Raw genomic sequence first — 16,970 nt, forward strand, 5'->3', positions numbered from 1 at the left:
ATGGTCTGGTGCTAGTTTACGCGCGCACTTCTATGCGCCGGTGTAGCTCAGTCGGTAGAGCAGCTCATTCGTAATGAGAAGGTCGAGGGTTCGATTCCTTTCACCGGCACCATGATCCAAACGAAAAGCCCCGCAATCGCGGGGCTTTTTGTTTTCTGCGAACCGGCTTACAGGCTGAGGCGCATGGACAGGTCGATGGCCTTGACGTCCTTGGTCAGCGTGCCGATGGAGATGTAGTCCACGCCGGTGTCGGCGATGGTGCGCAGGGTAGTTTCGTTCACGCCGCCGGAGGCTTCGAGTTTGGCGCGGCCGTTGGTGAGGCGGACGGCGGTGCGCATGTCGTCGAGGCTGAGTTCGTCGAGCATGATGATGTCGGCGCCGGCGTCGAGGGCCTGCTGGAGTTCGTCGAGGCTTTCCACTTCCACTTCCACCGGCTTGCCCGGGGCGATGCGGTGGGCGGCTTCGATGGCCTGGGCGATGCCGCCGGAGGCCGCGATGTGGTTTTCCTTGATGAGGAAGGCGTCGTACAGGCCGATCCGGTGGTTGTGGCCGCCGCCGCAGGTCACCGCGTATTTCTGCGCCAGGCGCAGGCCGGGCAGGGTCTTGCGGGTGTCGAGGAGCTTCACCTGGGTGTCTTTCACCAGATCCACGTAGTGGCCGACGCGGGTGGCGACGCCCGACAGGCACTGGAGGAAGTTCAGGGCGCTGCGCTCGCCGCTGAGCAGGGCGCGGGCCGGGCCTTCAAGGTGGAAGAGGACCTGGTTGGCCTCGGCGCGCTGGCCGTCCTGGACCTGCCACTGGACCTGCACGCGCGGGTCGAGCTGGCGGAACACTTCGTTGACCCAGGCGCAGCCGCTGATGATCGCCGCTTCGCGGGTGATCACGCTGGCGCGGGCCTGGCGTGTTTCAGGGATGAGCTGGGCGGTGATGTCGCCGCTGCCGATGTCTTCCTTGAGGGCGGTACGGACGTTGGCCTCGATTTCGGTGGTGAGGTCAGCGAGGAGGAGGTTGGGCATGGTGGGCTCCGCAAGCAGAATGGCGGCGATTATAAAGGCTGCCGACGACTGGCGCAGTGGAGATGCACAACCGCTGCACGCTTTCTGCTAGATAGTCAGGATGGCATTTTGCGTGACGTGCGTTTGTCGGACAGCGGCCCAGCATCTGTGACTTGATTCATGTCTGTAGGAAATCTCTGCTTGGTTGTCGCGCCATCATCCATATAATGCAGTCGGAAATTAGTAAGTTTGACGCCAGATGCTTGACGTTATGGATGACTCCCCATGATCGAATCGCGGTCCGAAAAGCCCTACGGAAGGGCCCGGCCTGCGGGAGGCTCGTGATGCAGACCGACGCCAAGGTGGTGCCGTTGAACACGGGCGCCACCCAGCAATCGCCAACCTCTTCGGTAGGAAGGCTGCCCGTGGCCTTGATCCAGGTGCGCGACAAAACCGCAGTGCAGCTGAAGCAGTCGCTTCAGGTGCTGTTCGACAATGCGGACGACACCTTGTTCGAGATGGCCGATCGCGCCTCCAGCAACGCCGAGCAGAACGCCTTCTTCGAGGCGATGCGCGACCTGCGTCTCAAGCGCAAGAGCATCGAGCGCGCCTTCCTGCAGAAGGTGTTCGAGTCATTCTCCACACTCAATCAATACGAGATCGGTAAAGCGCCCCAGCTGGACGCGGTGTCCTTCGACAGCCTGTCCCTGGTGCAGAACGACGAACTCGAGGAAACCGTGGCCCTGGACGCCATGGTCGCCAAGGTGATGAACCGCGACGGCATCGCCCTGGGCCATCTCACCACCCGCCTCAACACCCTGGTCAGCAAGAAGGTCGACGACAAGGCCAACCCCCTTGGCCCGCGACTGCTGTGCGAAGGTTTCCTCGATGCCTGCCGCAGCCTGGGCGTAGAGATCAAGGTCAAGCTGATCATCCTCAAGCTGTTCGAGAAGTACGTCCTCACCGAACTGGATCGTTTCTACGCCGAAGCCAACCAACTGCTGGTGGCCGCCGGTGTGCTCCCGGACCTGCGCTCGGCACCGGCGCGGCGCCAGTCCGATCGCCCCGGCAACGCCGCGCGCCCGGCCCAGTCGGGCCAGGCGGCGGGGGCCAGCGAGGGCCCGGCTGCCGAAGAGGGCGTGCAGGAAGTCTTCGGTGTGCTTCAGGAGCTGCTGTCCCAGGTACGCGGCAGCGCCATGCCGCGCCGGGAGCAGCCCGCCGATGCGGTGCCGGTCAGCAGCATCGACCTGCTGCGGCTCCTGTCCCACCTGCAACAGCACCTGCCGCAGCAGTCCAGCGCCGACTATGACATGCGCTTCAGCCTCGACCAGTTGCTCAGCCGCGCCAGCGCCCGCAGTGGTCGGACCCGTGTGGTCGGCCAGGTGGACGACGACGTCATCAACCTGGTGTCCATGCTGTTCGAGTTCATCCTCGACGACCGCACTCTGCCGGATTCGCTCAAGGCCCTGATCGGCCGCATGCAGATCCCGATGCTCAAGGTCGCCCTGCTGGACAAGACCTTCTTCAGCCGCGGCAGCCATCCGGCCCGCCGCCTGCTCAACGAAATCGCCAGCGCGGCCCTGGGTTGGGTGGAGCAGGATGACGCCCAGCGCGACAGCCTCTACCACCGCATCGAGCAAGTGGTGCAGCGCCTGCTGAACGACTTCGTCGACGACCCGGCGATTTTCTCCGAGTTGCTGGCTGACTTCCTTTCCTATACCGGTGACGAACGCCGCCGCAGCGAGCTGCTGGAGCAGCGCACCCGCGATGCCGAAGAGGGCCGCGCCAAGGCGGAGCTGGCTCGCCGCCAGGTGGAAGACGCACTCAACCAGCGCCTGCTGGGCCGCACCCTGCCGGAAGTGGTGGTGCGTCTGCTGCAGGAAGCCTGGAGCAAGGTACTGCTGCTGACCTGCCTCAAGCATGGCGTGTCCTCGGATGAATGGACCGCCACCCTGCAGACCATGGATGACCTGATCTGGAGCGTGGAGTCCCACGAAGGGCCGGAAGCCCGCGCACGCTTGCTGGAGCTGGTTCCGGGGCTGCTCAAGTCCCTGCGTGACGGGCTGGCCAGTGCCGCCTTCGATCCCTTCGCCACCAGCGAGTTCTTCAGTCAGCTGGAGGCGCTGCACGTGCAGGCCTTCCAGCGCCTGCGCAAGCCGGAGCCGGTGGAAGTGCTCGCCGACGACGGTCTGGAGTCGCCGCCTCTGCTGCTCGAACTGCCGTCGGAAAGCGAGGCGCAAGACGAGTCCGAGCCGGCCATGGTGGCGGTGATCGAGGAGATAGTCCTCGCCGCGCCTGGCGAGAGCCCGACGCAGGAGCCCGAGGTCAGCCTGGCCGATGATGACGAGGCCCTGGGCTTCGTCGACAACCTGCGCGTCGGCAGCTGGGTCGAGTTCCAGGAGGACGAAGAGCACAAGCTGCGTTGCAAGCTGGCGGCGCTGATCAAGCCCACCGGCAAGTACATCTTCGTCAACCGCACCGGCATGAAGGTGCTGGAAAAGACCCGCATGGGCTTGGCGGTGGAGTTCCGCCGCAGCGCCATCCGCCTGCTGGACGACGCCCTGCTGTTCGACCGTGCCCTGGAGTCGGTGATTGGCAACCTGCGGCGCCTGAAAGGGGCCTGAGAACCTGTTTACGATCAGCTGCGCGTCGGCCCTGCGGCGTTAAAAACAGGCTCGGAAAGCCGCTTGCGGCTAACGCGCTTCAGCGCGGCCCGGAGGGCGAGCGGAGCGAGTACTGCTCATTTACAGCTCGTAAACTCGCGTGCGAGCCCAGTCCGCGTCCTCGCCTGTTTGATTCGCTGGCGCTCACCCTTCGGGCCAGCCTTCGGCTGTTACTCCCGTTGGTCGTTGCGCCTTGCATGGCTCTAGCTCGCTAGATCCTAAACAGGCTCTGAGGCAGGCCGCCTCTCGCTAGAATGGCTCCACTGCGCCTAAAGTAGGGGCAGACCACAGGAGCCGACATGCAACTGGACCCCGAATCCGGTTGGTGCCAGGGCATCAGCCACTGCCCATCGCCCAACTTCAATTGTCGCCCGCAGGACGAAGTCTCCCTGCTGGTGATCCACAACATCAGCTTGCCGCCCGCCGAGTTCGGCACGGGCAAGGTGCAGGAGTTCTTCCAGAACCGCCTGGACCCGGCCGAGCATCCCTACTTCGAGGGCATCCGCGACTTGCGGGTGTCCGCGCATTTCCTGATCGAGCGCGATGGCGCCGTCACCCAGTTCGTCTCCTGCAACGAGCGCGCGTGGCACGCTGGTCTCTCGCTGTTCGAGGGGCGGGAAAATTGCAACGATTTTTCCCTGGGTATCGAGCTGGAAGGCACCGATGATCAGGCGTTCACGGAACCTCAGTACGCTGCGCTGATCGCATTGGTGGAGCAGTTGCGCCGCGCCTACCCGGCGATCACGCCGCAGCGCATCTGTGGCCACAGCGACATAGCCCCGGGCCGCAAGACCGATCCGGGGCCGGCATTCGATTGGACGCGCCTGCGGGCTGCGCTCAGACCTTAGGAAGAGGAGGGACACATGTACTTTCTGGTGTTGTTGCTGGTGCTCTGGATCGAGAAATTCTCCGCCTGGCGCCGGCATATCCAGCAGGACGGCTTCTGGCTGCGCGAGCTGGCCAAGGCCGAGGCCAATCCACGACTCAGCGCACGCCCCTGGGCGATCCTGATGCTGCTGGTGCTGTTGCCCCTGGTGCTGCTGGCGCTGCTCCTGCTGGTCCTGGAGCCCGTGGCCTATGGTTGGCTGGCGCTACCGGTGCACCTGCTGGTGATCATCTACAGCCTCGGGCGCGGCGACGTGCTGGCCGATCTCGGTCCCTTCCGCGACGCCTGGCGGCGCGGCGACACCCAGGGCGCCTATCACGTCGCCGAACGGGATCTCGGCCTGGAAGCGGAGGAGGGTGGCGACCTGCTGCGCCAGGTGCAGGGCTACCAACTCTGGCAGGCCTACGAGGGCTTCTTCGCGGTGATCTTCTGGTATGCGCTGCTGGGACCGGTGGCCGCCCTGGCCTACCGCCTGCTCGCCCTGGCCGCCGAGAACGCCAGCACCCCGGTGCTGCGCGAGCGCGCCGAGGCGATCCGCCATGCCTTCGACTGGTTGCCGGTGCGGGTGCTGGCGGCGAGCTTCTCGCTGGTGGGCAACTTCGTCGGCGTCAGCCGCGTGCTGCTGCACGAACTGCTCAACTGGGACATCTCCGCGCGTCACTACATCGAGCTGGCCGGCCGCGCCGCCGCCGAGCTGCCGGAGCCCAGCAGTGGCGATGCCGGCGTGGCGACCCTGGATGCCCTCTGGCAGCTGCTGGTGCGCGCAGCGGTGCTCTGGTACGCCGGTTTCGCCGTCTGGACCCTCTTGTTCTGACTCCCGCCACGGTGCTCGTCCGTCGCCATCGGGCGGGCACCGCCTTGATTAACCTTTAGTTACAGAAACTCCGGCCGATATCGGGTACACAGATGATCGCGCCAGAATTCTCTGATTTGTTTCACAGAATCTTCTGATCGAACTCGGTGGTCGCCAGGCGATGTGGGGATGTTGCCTGGCTTCGGCCGCACGCCGTCAGCGGTTCCGAGCGCGCCCATAACAATAAATGAGAACAGGAGACGTCTCGTGAAGACCTTGTTGTATCCTGCCATCGCACTGATGAACCGCCTCAGTTTCGGCATGAAGTTCAGTCTGATCAGTGTTCTGTTCTTCCTGCCGATGTTGATCACCAACTTCTACCTGGTGCGCGACTCCTACCGACAATTGGTGAGCACCCGCTCCGAGCTGCAGAGCCTGGATCTGCTCGGTGCCAGCCTGTCCATGCGGCGCGACCTCGAAAGCCTCAACGACCTGGTGCTGATCAATGCGATGATCGGCCAGTCCGGTCATGCCGGCGATCTGGAAAAGCGCATCACCGACCTCGAACAGAGCCTGCTTGCCACCCTCCAGGGCCTGCAGCCGATCGCCTCCGAGGCGGAGCAGATCGAGGTCTTCAACGCCAAGCGCGAGGAGCTGCTCGCGGCCCTGCAGACCGCCAAGGGCGAGACTTCCCTGCAGAGCAAGAGCGCGATGATCGAGAAGCTCCTGGGCAACAGCCAGGTCTTCATCAAGTTCGTCGCCGGGCAGGCCGGTCTCAGCCAGGACGACCAGGCCGAAGTCCGCCAGATCGCCGAGCTGGTCACCAGCGCCACCCCCGAGGTGACCAGGGCCCTGGGCAAGGGCCGCGCCATCGGCGCCTACTCCCTCGGCCAGGGCTTCCTCAACTCGGCCGCCAGCACCAAGCTGGACGACCTGTTGCTGGACCTGGACAAGCTCAACGCCGAATACGGCCTGAAGATCGCCGATGCCCTCGACGGCAGCCCGCGCGCCCACCAGGCGCTGGACGCCCTGGCCGGCGCCAGCCGCGACACCATCAAGCAGGGGGCCGCGCTGTTCGAGGACAAGGTGATCATGGCCGATACCCTCGACACGCCCTGGCTGCAGTTCTACGACCAGGTCAGTGCCGCCCTGGAGAAGACCTACCAGCTCAACGACGGCTCCCTGGCCTTCCTCAAGGCCGAGCTGGAAAGCCGCCTGGCCGGCAAGCAGGTACAGACCGTGCTGCTGGTGGTGGCGCTGCTGGTGGTGTTCCTCGCCATCCTCTATCTCTACAGCGGCTTCTACGTGTCCATCCGCACCACGCTCAAGACCCTGGGCAAGGTGATGGACCAGGTTGCCGCCGGCGACATGACCGTCAGCTTCCGCGCCGAAAGCCGCGACGAGCTCGGCGAGCTGGGCCAGGTGTTCAACGGCACCGTGGCGAAGATCCACGACCTGATCGAGCTGGTGGGCCACACCGTCACCGAGGTGGAGCGCCAGGCCGGTCGCGTGGAGCAGGTGTCCGGTGACAGCAACCAGGCGGTTGCCGGGCAGCGCAGCCAGATCGAGCAAGTGGCCACGGCCATGAACCAGATGTCCGCCACCGCCCAGGAAGTCGCGCGCAGCGCCGCCGCCGCGGTGGACAGCGCCCAGAGCGTCAACCAGGAGACCGTCAGCGGCCGCGCCCTGGTGGAAAGCCAGCTGGGCAGCATCGAGCGCCTGGCCAGCGAGATCGACCAGTCGGTGAGCGTAATCAACCAGCTGGCATCGGACAGTGCGTCCATCAGCCGGGTGCTGGAAGTGATCAAGGGCATCGCCGAGCAGACCAACCTGCTGGCGCTCAACGCCGCCATCGAAGCGGCGCGGGCCGGTGAGCAGGGCCGTGGCTTCGCCGTGGTGGCGGACGAGGTGCGCACCCTGGCCAAGCGCACCCAGCAGTCCACCGAAGAAATCGAGCAGATGATCGTCAAGCTGCAGGGCGGTGTCGGCGCCGCGGTGAAGGCGATGAACGTCAGTCACCAGATGGCCGACGGCACCGTGAGCCAGTCGAGCAAGGTGCAGGCGGCGCTGGAAAACATCCTGGGGGCGGTGGGCATGATCGTCGACCAGAACCAGCAGATCGCCGCCGCCGCCGAGCAGCAGACCGCCGTGGCCCACGACATCGACCAGAACATCGTCGAGATCAACCACGCCGGCGAGCGTACCGCTGAAGGCGCGAGCCAGACCGAGAAGGCCAGCCGCGAGCTGTCCGGCCAGGTGGCCCAGCTCAAGCAACTGATCGGCGCGTTCCGCGTCTGAGCCAACCGCACCATGAGAAAGCCCGCCAATTGGCGGGCTTTTTCGTGAATGAATTCGCTCCTGCAAGCTTAGGGTGGACCGCGCTTCATCGGTCCACCATCGATGCCCGGCATGGCGCCCCTGGTGGATGGAAAAGCGCCATCCACCCTACGGAGCTCACATCTCCCAGCCGAATACCGCGCAGGCATTGCGCGTGCTGGCGTCGGCCAGCTCCTCGGGCGTTACGCCGCGAATTTCCGCCAGCGCCGCGCAGATCTCCGGGAGATACTCCGGGCTGTTGCGCCCGTAGGGGTGCATGGCCGGGGCCATGTCCGGCGAGTCGGTCTCCAGCACGATGTCTTCCAGCGGCAACTGCGCCACTACCTTGCGCAGGCGGTTGGCCTGGGGCCAGGTCGGGGCGCCGCCGAGGCCGAGTCGGAAACCCAGCTTGCGGAACTCCCTGGCCTCCTCGAGGCTGCCGGCGAACGCATGGACGATACCGGCTCGCTTGAGGCGGAAGCGCTTCAGGGTGGCGATCACCGCCGCATGGCTGCGCCGCACATGCAGCAACACCGGCAATTCGAACTCCGCCGCGAGGGCCAACTGGGCCTCGAACAGCTGCTGCTGCGCATCGCGGTCCAGTTCGGTGACGAAGTAGTCCAGGCCGATCTCGCCCACGGCGCAGAGCTTGGGATGACCGGCGTGGCGCTCCAGCCACTGGCGCAATTCCACCAGGTGCTCGGCGCGGTGCTCCGCCAGGTAGACCGGGTGCAGGCCGAGGGCGATATGCAAATCGTCCTCGCTGTTGGCCAGCTCCCAGACCCGCTGCCAGTTGTCGCGGAACACCCCGAGCAGCACCTGGCGGCGGACGCCGAGGGCGCGACAACGCGCCAGCAACGCCGGGCGGTCGGCGTCGAAGTCCGGGAAGTCCAGGTGGTTGTGAGTATCGATCAGCATGAGCGACAGCATATAGTGACGCGCACCATCGGACAGGCCCTCTGTCGGCGGATTCGGCGTTTTTTTCGGCGCATCCGCTCTGCCTCGCGACCTGCTGAATGCCAGTTGCATCCGCCTGAAAAAACGCTATTGAACACTCGTTCACGCTGGGCTATGGTTTGCCCACCCGCCGCCTGGTCCATGTAACCGGGCGGCCCGTTTCACTCCTTTTCAAAGGGGCTCGGACATGCGTTTCGCTTCGCTCGTGGAGAAGATGGCTGGGGCAGGCACCGCCGCCTGGGATATTCACTATGCGGCCATTGCCGCGCAACGTGCGGGCGAGGATGTCATCGTCCTCAGCATCGGCGATCCGGATATCGCCACGCCCGATGCGATCACCGCGGCGGCCATCGGCGCGCTGCAGGCCGGCGACACCCATTACTGCGATGTGGCCGGCCGCCCCGAGCTGCGCCAGGCCATCGCCGACCTGCACGGCCGCCTCACCGGCCAGGCGGTGTCCGCGGACAGCGCCATCCTGGTCGCCGGTGCGCAGAACGGCCTGTATGCCACCGCCAGATGCCTGTTGGAGGAAGGCGACGAAGTCATCGTCTTCGATCCGGTCTACGTCACCTACGAAGCCACCCTCAAGGCCTCCGGCGCCACACTGGTGGCGGTGCCCTGTCCCGCCGAGAACGGTTTCCGCCCCGACCTCGAGGCACTGCGCGCCGCGATCAGCAAGCGCACCCGGGCGATCTTCTTCGCCAACCCGAACAACCCCACAGGTGTGGTGCTCAACGCCGCCGAGCTGGAAGCCATCGCCGACCTGGCGCGCCAGCACGACCTCTGGGTGGTGGTGGACGAGGTCTATGAAAGCCTCACCTTCGAGCAGCCGCATCTCTACTTCGCCACCCTGCCGGGGATGCAGGCGCGCACCGTGAGCATCGGCAGCCTGTCCAAGTCCCATGCCATGACCGGCTGGCGCACTGGCTGGGTAGTCGCCTGCCCGGAGCTGGTGGCGCATATCGAGAACCTCGCGCTGAACTCGCTCTACGGCCTGCCCGGCTTCGTGCAGGAGGCGGCGCTGACGGCGGTACTCGCCTACGACCAGGTGACCGGGGAGATGCGCGAACTCTATCGTCGTCGCCGCGACCTGGTGCTGGCGGCCCTGGAAGGTTGCGCGCCGCTCAAGGTGCTCAAGCCGGCGGCGGGCATGTTCGTGCTGCTGGATGTCCGCGGCAGCGGCCTGAGCTCACTGGACTTCGCCTGGCGGCTGTTCCGCGAAACCGGCGTGTCGGTGCTCGATGCCGAGGCCTTCGGCCCTGCGGCGGCCGGGTTCGTGCGCTTGTCCTACACCCTGGGCGAAGCCGAGCTGACCGAGGCCTGCGCGCGCATCCGGCGTTTCGCCGCGACCCTCAGTGCCAGCCCGGTCATCGAGGTGAGCAGGACACGCGCCGTCGCTGCGGAACCCATCCGTGTCGAGCGGCCGAAGATGGTGGAGGTGGATGCCATCCACAAGCGCTTCGGCGAGTTCGAGGTGCTCAAGGGCGTATCGCTGACGGCCCATGAAGGCAGCGTGGTGTCGCTGATCGGCGCCAGCGGCTCGGGCAAGAGCACCCTGCTGCGCTGCATCAACATGCTGGAGATCCCCAACCAGGGCACGGTGACCGTCGATGGCGAGAGCATCCGCCTCGCCACCAACCGCATCGGTGAGCCGGTGGTGGCAGACCAGAAGCAGCTGACCCGCATCCGTTCACGGCTCGGCATGGTGTTCCAGAGCTTCAACCTCTGGCCCCACCGTACCGTACTGGAAAACCTCATCGAGGCGCCGATCCAGGTCCTGCGCGAAAGCCGCGCCGAAGCCCTGGAGCGGGCCGAGGCACTGCTGGAGCGGGTCGGCCTGGCCGCCAAGCGCCATGAGTACCCGTCCTTCCTGTCCGGCGGCCAGCAGCAGCGGGTGGCCATCGCCCGCGCCCTGGCGGTGGATCCCAAGGTCATGCTGTTCGACGAGCCCACCTCGGCGCTCGACCCGGAGCTGGTGGGCGAAGTGCTGCGGGTGATCCGTTCGCTGGCCGAAGAGGGCCGCACCATGATCCTGGTGACCCACGAAATGGCCTTCGCCCGCGACGTTTCCAGTCATGTCGCCTTCCTCCACCAGGGCCGCATCGAAGAGGAGGGCCCGCCGCAGGAGCTGTTCCAGCGCCCGCAGAGCGAGCGCTGCAAGCAGTTCGTCAACGCGCACCAGAATCGCTGACCCCGGCCGCCGGCGGCGGCCATCGCGACAAGCTCTAACCACAACAACATCAAGCAGAGCAGGGGAACACCATGAAGAAGACTCGACTTACTAGCTGGATGGCGGGCGCGGTAATGCTCATGGCTGGCGCGGCGGGCGCGCAGGCGGAAACCCTGAGGTTCGCCATGGCGGCCGAACCCTACCCCCCCTTCTCCTTCAAGCAACCCAACGGTGAATGGGCCGGCTTCGAGCCCGACCTGATCCGCGCCCTCTGTGCGCAGATGCAGGCCCAATGCGAGCTCAAGGATGTCGCCTGGGACGGCATCATCCCGGCCCTGCTGGCGAAGAAGGTCGACGTCATCTTCAACTCCCTGTCCATCACCGAGGAGCGGGAACAGCAGATCGCCTTCAGTCGCGCCTACTACGGCACCGACGTCGGCGTGGCGGCACCCAAGGGCATGACCGTGGACATCAGTCCCGAAGGCCTGAAGGGCAAGACCATCGGCGTGCAGATCTCCACGGTCAGCTCCAACTACCTGAAGAAGTACTACGAGAAGATCGCCAACGTCCGCTACTACGAGACCCAGGACCAGGTGAACGCCGACCTCCTGGCCGGACGCCTGGACCTGATGCTGGCGGACGCCAGCGCCGTGAGCAGCTTCATGAAGACCCCCGACGCCCAGGCCGGCGGCCTCGAATTCAAGGGCAACGTGCCCCACGACCCGCTGTTCGGCCGCGGCGTCGGCGCGGGCCTGCGCAAGGAAGACCAGCAGCTCAAGGCGAAGCTCGACGACGCCATCGGCAAGCTGCTGGCCAGCGAGGACTACAAGGCCATCTCCGCGCGCTACTTCGATTTCAGCGTGGCACCAAAGCAGTGATGGCGGCACCGCCGCGTCTTCACGAGCGGCGGTTACTGCTGGGGTCCGTTACTGAACTCGAGGATTTGTCATGTCGTCTTTCTTTGAGCTGGTCGGCTTTGGCGACCAGGGCTGGGGTGGCGCACTGCTGAAGGGGCTGTGGGTCACCCTGCAGATATCCTTCGGCGCTTTCCTGGTTGGAATGCTGATCGGGCTGGCGGTGGCTACCGTCAAGCTGAATGGGCCCCGGCCGCTGGTACGTGTGGCGCAGCTCTACACAACCCTGTGCCGCTCGGTGCCGGAACTGCTGTTGATCCTGTTGCTGTTCTACGTCGGTTCCATGGGGCTCGACCAGCTGTTCGCCTGGCTCGGCTACGGCGGGCTGCAGCTCGACGGCACCCTGGTGGCGATCGCGGTGCTGGGCCTGGTGCAGGGCGCCTATGCCGCGGAGATCTTCCGCGCCGCCATCCAGGCCGTGCCCTACGGGCAGATCGAGGCCGCCAGGGCGTTCGGCATGCGCGGGCGCGCGCTGTTCCTCCGGGTCACGCTGCCGGCCATGGCGCCCCACGCCCTGGCCGGGATGGCCAACCTGTGGGTCGTGCTGATCAAGGACAGTGCGCTGATCAGCGTGGTGGGCACCAACGAACTGCTCTTCACGGCCAAGCAGGCCGCCGGTTCGACGCGTCACTACCTGACCTTCTACCTGGTTGCGGCGGCGATGTATTACCTGCTGACGCTGATGTCCAACCTGCTGTGCGGCTGGCTGGAACGTCGTTTCCAACGCTGGATGCCATCGGTATGAGGGCCTGCGTATGAACACGCACTGGATAGTCGAATACAGCGGGCAACTGCTCGACGGCCTCGGCACCACCCTCACGCTGCTGGCGTTGTCGGCGGTGCTGGGGTTTGCCCTGGCGGTGCTGGTGGCGTTGGGCAGGATGTCGCGCAATCCGCTGGTCGCCGCGCCGAGCATCGCCTTCACCAGCGTGATCCGTGGCACGCCGCTGCTGGTGCAGATCTACATCTTCTACTACGGCCTGGGCAGCCTCTTCGCCCAGTTCCCGCTGATCCGTGGCAGCGTGCTCTGGCCGTACCTGCGTGACGGCTATTGGTACATCGCCGTTGCGCTGATCCTCTCGGTGGGAGCCTACGTCGGCGAAGTGGTGCGGGGTGGCCTGCGGGCGGTGCCCAGGGGTGAGCTCGAGGCCGCGGCGGCCTTCGGCATGACCCGGCGGCAGGTGTTGTGGCGGGTCAGGTTGCCGCGGGCGATTCGCCTGCTGCTGCCGACCCTGGCCGGTGAATCCGTGCTGCTGCTCAAATCCACCGCGCTGGCGTCAACCGTGGCGGTGGTGGATCTGCTGGGGGCGGCCAACGTAGTCCGCGCGCAGACCTACCAGGTCTATCAGCCGCTGCTGCTGGTGGCGGGCATCTATATCTGCCTGACCTTCATCATCGAGTCGGGATTCAGCCTGGCGGAGCGGCGAACCATGTTTCGCCGGGCGACCTGACAACCGGAAATGGCCGTGGCAGCGCATTCGCACATGAAGGCGCCGCCACGGGGAGATTTCAGGCGTAGGAGCCGCGTCGCAGGCTGTCCACCCAGCGGCGGCTGATTTCCAGGCCTTCCTCGGCGCTGAAGTTGTCGGGGTTCAGGCACCACTCCAGCCACAGGCCATCGAGCATGGCCGAGAGGCCGATGGCGGCCAGGCGCGGCTTGGCGATGGTAAAGCCTTCTTCCCGGGCAAGGCCGCAGAGCAGTTTTTCCAGCAGCACCAGGGAGCCGCCGTAGGTGCGTTCGTGGGCCTGGTTAACCTGCGGCGAATGGCGGATCAGGCTCCAGAACACCACCCAGGGGCTGAGCAGGTCGGGGTCGAGGGTTACCGGAGAAAAATAGCAGGTGAGGTAGGCTTCCAGGCGGGCGGAGGGCGTGGGCCCTGCGGCATCGATGCTCGCCTGCAGCCGCTGGCTGACTTCGCTGGCGAGGGTTTCGTAGGCCTGGGCCACCAGGGCGTCGATGCTGCCGAAGTAGTGGTTGATCAAGCCGACGGCGACATTGGCTTCCTTGGCGATGCGGCGCACCGAAATACCCGCATGGCCTTCGGCGACCAGGCAGCGCAGGGCCGCGCGTACCAGGTGTTCGCGGCGCTCGTCGGGGTTGGTCCGGGGTTGTCTTTCGCGGGGCGTTTCCAAGGGGCGATTTCCTTCGCTCTATGGGCCGGGATAGTACCGCCTGGCCAGGCGACACACCAAGCGCCGGGAGCACCCGGCAGCATTAGGAGGTAGGACATGATCGAAGACGTTTCCCTGAGCGTGCCGGCGGATTCCGGCGCCCCGTTGCGGGTTCCGGCCTGGCGCCTGGACAGTGGCAAGCCGGGGCCGCGGGTGCACCTGCAGGCCGGCGTCCACGCCGACGAGATCGCCGGCATGCTGGTGCTGCACACGTTGTTGCCGCGCCTCGAGGAGGCCGCCGAGCAGGGCCTGTTGCGCGGCAGCGTGACCCTGGTGCCGCAAGCCAACCCGCTGGGTATCGGCCAGTTCCGCCACGGGCGCATCCTCGGCCGGGTGCACGAGCCCACCAGCCGCAACTTCAATCGCGGCTTCCCGGCCTCGGCCGCGCAGGAGCGACCGGCGGGCAACCTGGCCGCCTGGCAGAAGGCCCTGGCGACGCTGGCGGCGGACGCCGATATCGTCCTCGACCTGCACACCGACGACGAGGCGGTGCCATACGTCTATCTGCACCAGTGCTTCTGGCCGGCCGGCCAGGACCTGGCGGCTGCCCTGGGGGCCGAGGTGGCGATCATCTGGGAGGGCGACAGCGATGGTGCCTTCGAGGAAGTGGTGATCGCGCCCTGGCTGGCGGAAGGGTGCTTCGACGGACGCCTGGTGTCCACCGTCGAGCTGCGGGGCCAGGCCGATGTCAGCGACGACCTGGCGCAGCGCGATGCCGATGGCCTCTATGCATTTCTCTGCGCGCGCGGCCTGATCGCCCAGGCCGTGGAGCTGCCGCAGTGGCGGGGCAGGGCGGTGCCCATCGGGCATATGGAAACCGTCTTCGCGCCGACGGCGGGGGTGCTGGTGTTCGAGCGTGAGCTGGGGGCGGAGGTGCAGGCGGGCGAGCGCTTCGCCCGGATCATCGCCAGGCCCGGCGACCCTGGCAGCGAGCAGGTGCTGGCGGCGCCCCAGGCGGGCCTGTTCGTCACCCGTTACCGCGACCGGCTGGTGCCGGCGGGGGCGATAGTGGGCAAGTTCACCGGCTCGGCGCCGTCGAGCACCTGGAGCGAAGGGGCGCTCGATCCTTGACTTGATGCCTGGCGTAGGGTGGATGGCGCTTTTCCATCCACCGTCGGTGCCATGTCGGGTCCCGATGGTGGACCGGTAAAGCGTGGTCCACCCGCCAGGTGGCGTGCCCCATCTGCTTGGAGCTGAGCAGTAGCCCGGCTTCGAATCCCGATGTTGGGTTTCGCTGCGCTCTACCCAACCTACAGGGCGTGCTTCGGTAGGGTGGATGGCGCTTTTTCCATCCACCATCGGCGTTATGCCGGACCTCAGTGGTGCTCGCGGGTGGCGCGGAATTTCACGTCCGGCCAGCGCTCTTCCATCAGGCTGAGGTTGACGCGGGTCGGCGCCAGGTAGGTGAGGTGGCCGCCGCCGTCGATGGCGAGGTTCTCGAAGGCCTTGTCCTGGAATTCCTTGAGCTTCTTCTCGTCGCTGCAGTCGATCCAGCGCGCCGACCAGACGTTGATGGCCTCGTAGGCGCACTCCACCTTGTATTCCTCCTTCAGGCGGCTGGCGACCACGTCGAACTGCAGCACGCCCACGGCGCCGAGGATGATGTCGTTGTTGCGCTCGGGGAAGAACACCTGGGTGGCGCCTTCCTCGGCCAGTTCCTGCAGGCCCTGGCGCAGCTGCTTGGACTTCAGCGGGTCCTTCAGGCGTACGCGGCGGAACAGTTCCGGGGCGAAGTGCGGGATGCCGGTGAAGCCCAGGGCCTCGCCTTCGCTGAAGGTGTCGCCGATCTGGATGGTGCCGTGGTTGTGCAGGCCGATGATGTCGCCGGCGAAGGCCTCTTCCAGCTGCTCACGCTCGCTGGAGAAGAAGGTCAGGGCGTCGCCGATCTTCACGTCCTTGCCCAGGCGCACATGGCGCATCTTCATGCCTTTCTCGTACTTGCCCGAGCAGATGCGCATGAAGGCGATGCGGTCGCGGTGTTTCGGGTCCATGTTCGCCTGGATCTTGAACACGAAGCCGGAGAACTTCTCTTCGGTGGGCTCCACGCTGCGCTCGCGGGTGGCGCGGGGCAGGGGCTTGGGCGCCCAGTCGACGATGCAGTCGAGCACCTGGTCGACACCGAAGTTGCCGAGGGCGGTACCGAAGAACACCGGGGTCATCTCGCCCTTGAGGAAGGCCTCCTTGTCGAACTCGTGGCAGGCGCCCTGCACCAGCTCCAGTTCCTCGACGAAGTTGTCGTAGAGGTCGCCCAGGTGGGCGCGGGCTTCATCGGAGTCGAGCTTCTCGATCACCTTGATCTCGGTGCGCTCGTGGCCATGGCCCGGCGTGTAGACGATGATCTTGTCGGCGGACAGGTGGTAGACGCCCTTGAAGTCCTTGTAGCAGCCGATCGGCCAGGTGATGGGCGCGGCCTTGATCTTCAGTACCGCCTCGATCTCGTCGAGCAGCTCGATGGGGTCGCGGATATCGCGGTCGAGCTTGTTGATGAAGCTGACGATGGGGGTGTCGCGCAGGCGGCAGACTTCCATCAGGGCGATGGTGCGCGGCTCTACGCCCTTACCGCCGTCCAGGACCATCAGTGCCGAGTCCACCGCGGTCAGGGTGCGGTAGGTGTCTTCGGAGAAGTCTTCGTGGCCGGGGGTGTCGAGCAGGTTGATCATGTGCTCGCGGTAGGGGAACTGCATCACCGAGGTGGTGATGGAGATGCCGCGCTGCTTCTCCATTTCCATCCAGTCGGAGGTGGCGTGGCGGTCAGACTTGCGCGACTTCACGGTGCCGGCGACGGCGATCGCCTTCCCCATCAGCAGGAGCTTCTCGGTAATGGTGGTCTTACCGGCGTCGGGGTGGGAAATGATGGCGAAGGTACGGCGCTTCGCGACTTCGGCGGCCTGAGTGGTCATGGATGCGTGCCTGCTGGAATCCGATGGCGGGGCGCGGACGGCCCGGAAAAGCGCGGGATTATAGCGGGAAATGGCCGGCCGATCAGCGCCGCCGGGCGTTCGGCGGCTAGCGCAGTTCAACGATCCGCCCGGAGCTGGCTCCGCCATCTGGAACCGGAAGCGCAATGACAGACGCCACCCCCCGCTCGCCACCCCATCATCGCC

Annotated in this window: 13 protein-coding genes and 1 tRNA gene; 10 read left to right on the forward strand and 4 right to left on the reverse strand. The window is 66.0% G+C overall.

The genetic code is table 11. The annotated features are described in order from the left end of the window. The first annotated feature begins 36 nt into the window (after positions 1-36). A tRNA-Thr gene (locus tag PCA10_RS04790) sits at positions 37-112 on the forward strand. A 55-nt stretch (positions 113-167) separates the two neighbouring features. Here PCA10_RS04790 and nadC read toward each other — a convergent pair. Next, complete coding sequence (gene nadC, locus PCA10_RS04795) at positions 168-1,016, reverse strand: carboxylating nicotinate-nucleotide diphosphorylase (protein ID WP_016490900.1); 849 nt, start codon at positions 1,014-1,016, stop codon at positions 168-170. A gap of 323 nt (positions 1,017-1,339) precedes the next feature. Between nadC and PCA10_RS04800 the strand changes: the two genes are divergently transcribed. The 4 genes from PCA10_RS04800 to PCA10_RS04815 all read left to right on the forward strand — a co-directional run bounded on the left by PCA10_RS04800 (position 1,340) and on the right by PCA10_RS04815 (position 7,635). After that, positions 1,340-3,619: a DUF1631 domain-containing protein gene (locus tag PCA10_RS04800; protein WP_016490901.1), complete on the forward strand. Its 2,280-nt coding sequence runs from the start codon at positions 1,340-1,342 to the stop codon at positions 3,617-3,619. A gap of 338 nt (positions 3,620-3,957) precedes the next feature. After that, positions 3,958-4,506 carry a 1,6-anhydro-N-acetylmuramyl-L-alanine amidase AmpD gene (gene ampD / locus PCA10_RS04805; RefSeq protein ID WP_016490902.1) on the forward strand — a complete coding sequence of 183 codons (549 nt, stop codon included), beginning with the start codon at positions 3,958-3,960 and terminating at the stop codon, positions 4,504-4,506. Between the two features lie 15 nt (positions 4,507-4,521). Further along, positions 4,522-5,358 carry a regulatory signaling modulator protein AmpE gene (gene ampE, locus PCA10_RS04810; RefSeq protein ID WP_016490903.1) on the forward strand — a complete coding sequence of 279 codons (837 nt, stop codon included), beginning with the start codon at positions 4,522-4,524 and terminating at the stop codon, positions 5,356-5,358. A 246-nt stretch (positions 5,359-5,604) separates the two neighbouring features. After that, a complete protein-coding gene (locus PCA10_RS04815) occupies positions 5,605-7,635 on the forward strand; it encodes a methyl-accepting chemotaxis protein (protein WP_016490904.1) in 2,031 nt (676 codons plus the stop codon). Positions 7,636-7,791: 156 nt separating this feature from the next. Here the strand turns inward: PCA10_RS04815 and PCA10_RS04820 are convergent, their stop codons facing one another. Next, complete coding sequence (locus PCA10_RS04820) at positions 7,792-8,583, reverse strand: TatD family hydrolase (RefSeq protein ID WP_016490905.1); 792 nt, start codon at positions 8,581-8,583, stop codon at positions 7,792-7,794. Positions 8,584-8,797: 214 nt separating this feature from the next. On the opposite strand from PCA10_RS04820, the gene PCA10_RS31085 reads away from it, so the two are divergent. The 4 genes from PCA10_RS31085 (at position 8,798) to PCA10_RS04840 (ending at position 13,145) form a co-directional block, all read left to right on the forward strand. Continuing rightward, positions 8,798-10,801 carry an aminotransferase class I/II-fold pyridoxal phosphate-dependent enzyme gene (locus tag PCA10_RS31085; protein WP_016490906.1) on the forward strand — a complete coding sequence of 668 codons (2,004 nt, stop codon included), beginning with the start codon at positions 8,798-8,800 and terminating at the stop codon, positions 10,799-10,801. A 71-nt stretch (positions 10,802-10,872) separates the two neighbouring features. Beyond that, the gene (locus PCA10_RS04830; RefSeq protein ID WP_016490907.1) at positions 10,873-11,658 is read left to right on the forward strand and encodes a transporter substrate-binding domain-containing protein; all 786 of its coding nucleotides are present in this window, start codon (positions 10,873-10,875) and stop codon (positions 11,656-11,658) included. Between the two features lie 70 nt (positions 11,659-11,728). Continuing rightward, on the forward strand, positions 11,729-12,439 hold the full coding sequence (locus tag PCA10_RS04835) for an amino acid ABC transporter permease (protein ID WP_016490908.1): 711 nt from the start codon (positions 11,729-11,731) through the stop codon (positions 12,437-12,439). Positions 12,440-12,449: 10 nt separating this feature from the next. Continuing rightward, complete coding sequence (locus PCA10_RS04840) at positions 12,450-13,145, forward strand: ABC transporter permease (protein WP_016490909.1); 696 nt, start codon at positions 12,450-12,452, stop codon at positions 13,143-13,145. Positions 13,146-13,203: 58 nt separating this feature from the next. Here the strand turns inward: PCA10_RS04840 and PCA10_RS04845 are convergent, their stop codons facing one another. Next, the gene (locus PCA10_RS04845) at positions 13,204-13,827 is read right to left on the reverse strand and encodes a TetR/AcrR family transcriptional regulator (protein WP_016490910.1); all 624 of its coding nucleotides are present in this window, start codon (positions 13,825-13,827) and stop codon (positions 13,204-13,206) included. Between the two features lie 96 nt (positions 13,828-13,923). Here PCA10_RS04845 and PCA10_RS04850 point away from each other — a divergent pair, with 96 nt between their 5' ends. Next, on the forward strand, positions 13,924-14,937 hold the full coding sequence (locus PCA10_RS04850; RefSeq protein WP_016490911.1) for a M14 family metallopeptidase: 1,014 nt from the start codon (positions 13,924-13,926) through the stop codon (positions 14,935-14,937). 245 nt (positions 14,938-15,182) lie between these two features. Here PCA10_RS04850 and PCA10_RS04855 read toward each other — a convergent pair whose 3' ends face one another. Further along, positions 15,183-16,766 carry a peptide chain release factor 3 gene (locus PCA10_RS04855; RefSeq protein WP_016490912.1) on the reverse strand — a complete coding sequence of 528 codons (1,584 nt, stop codon included), beginning with the start codon at positions 16,764-16,766 and terminating at the stop codon, positions 15,183-15,185. Positions 16,767-16,970: the final 204 nt, after the last annotated feature.

This window comes from Pseudomonas resinovorans NBRC 106553, from assembly GCF_000412695.1.
GTDB classification, from domain to species: Bacteria; Pseudomonadota; Gammaproteobacteria; order Pseudomonadales; family Pseudomonadaceae; genus Metapseudomonas; species Metapseudomonas resinovorans_A.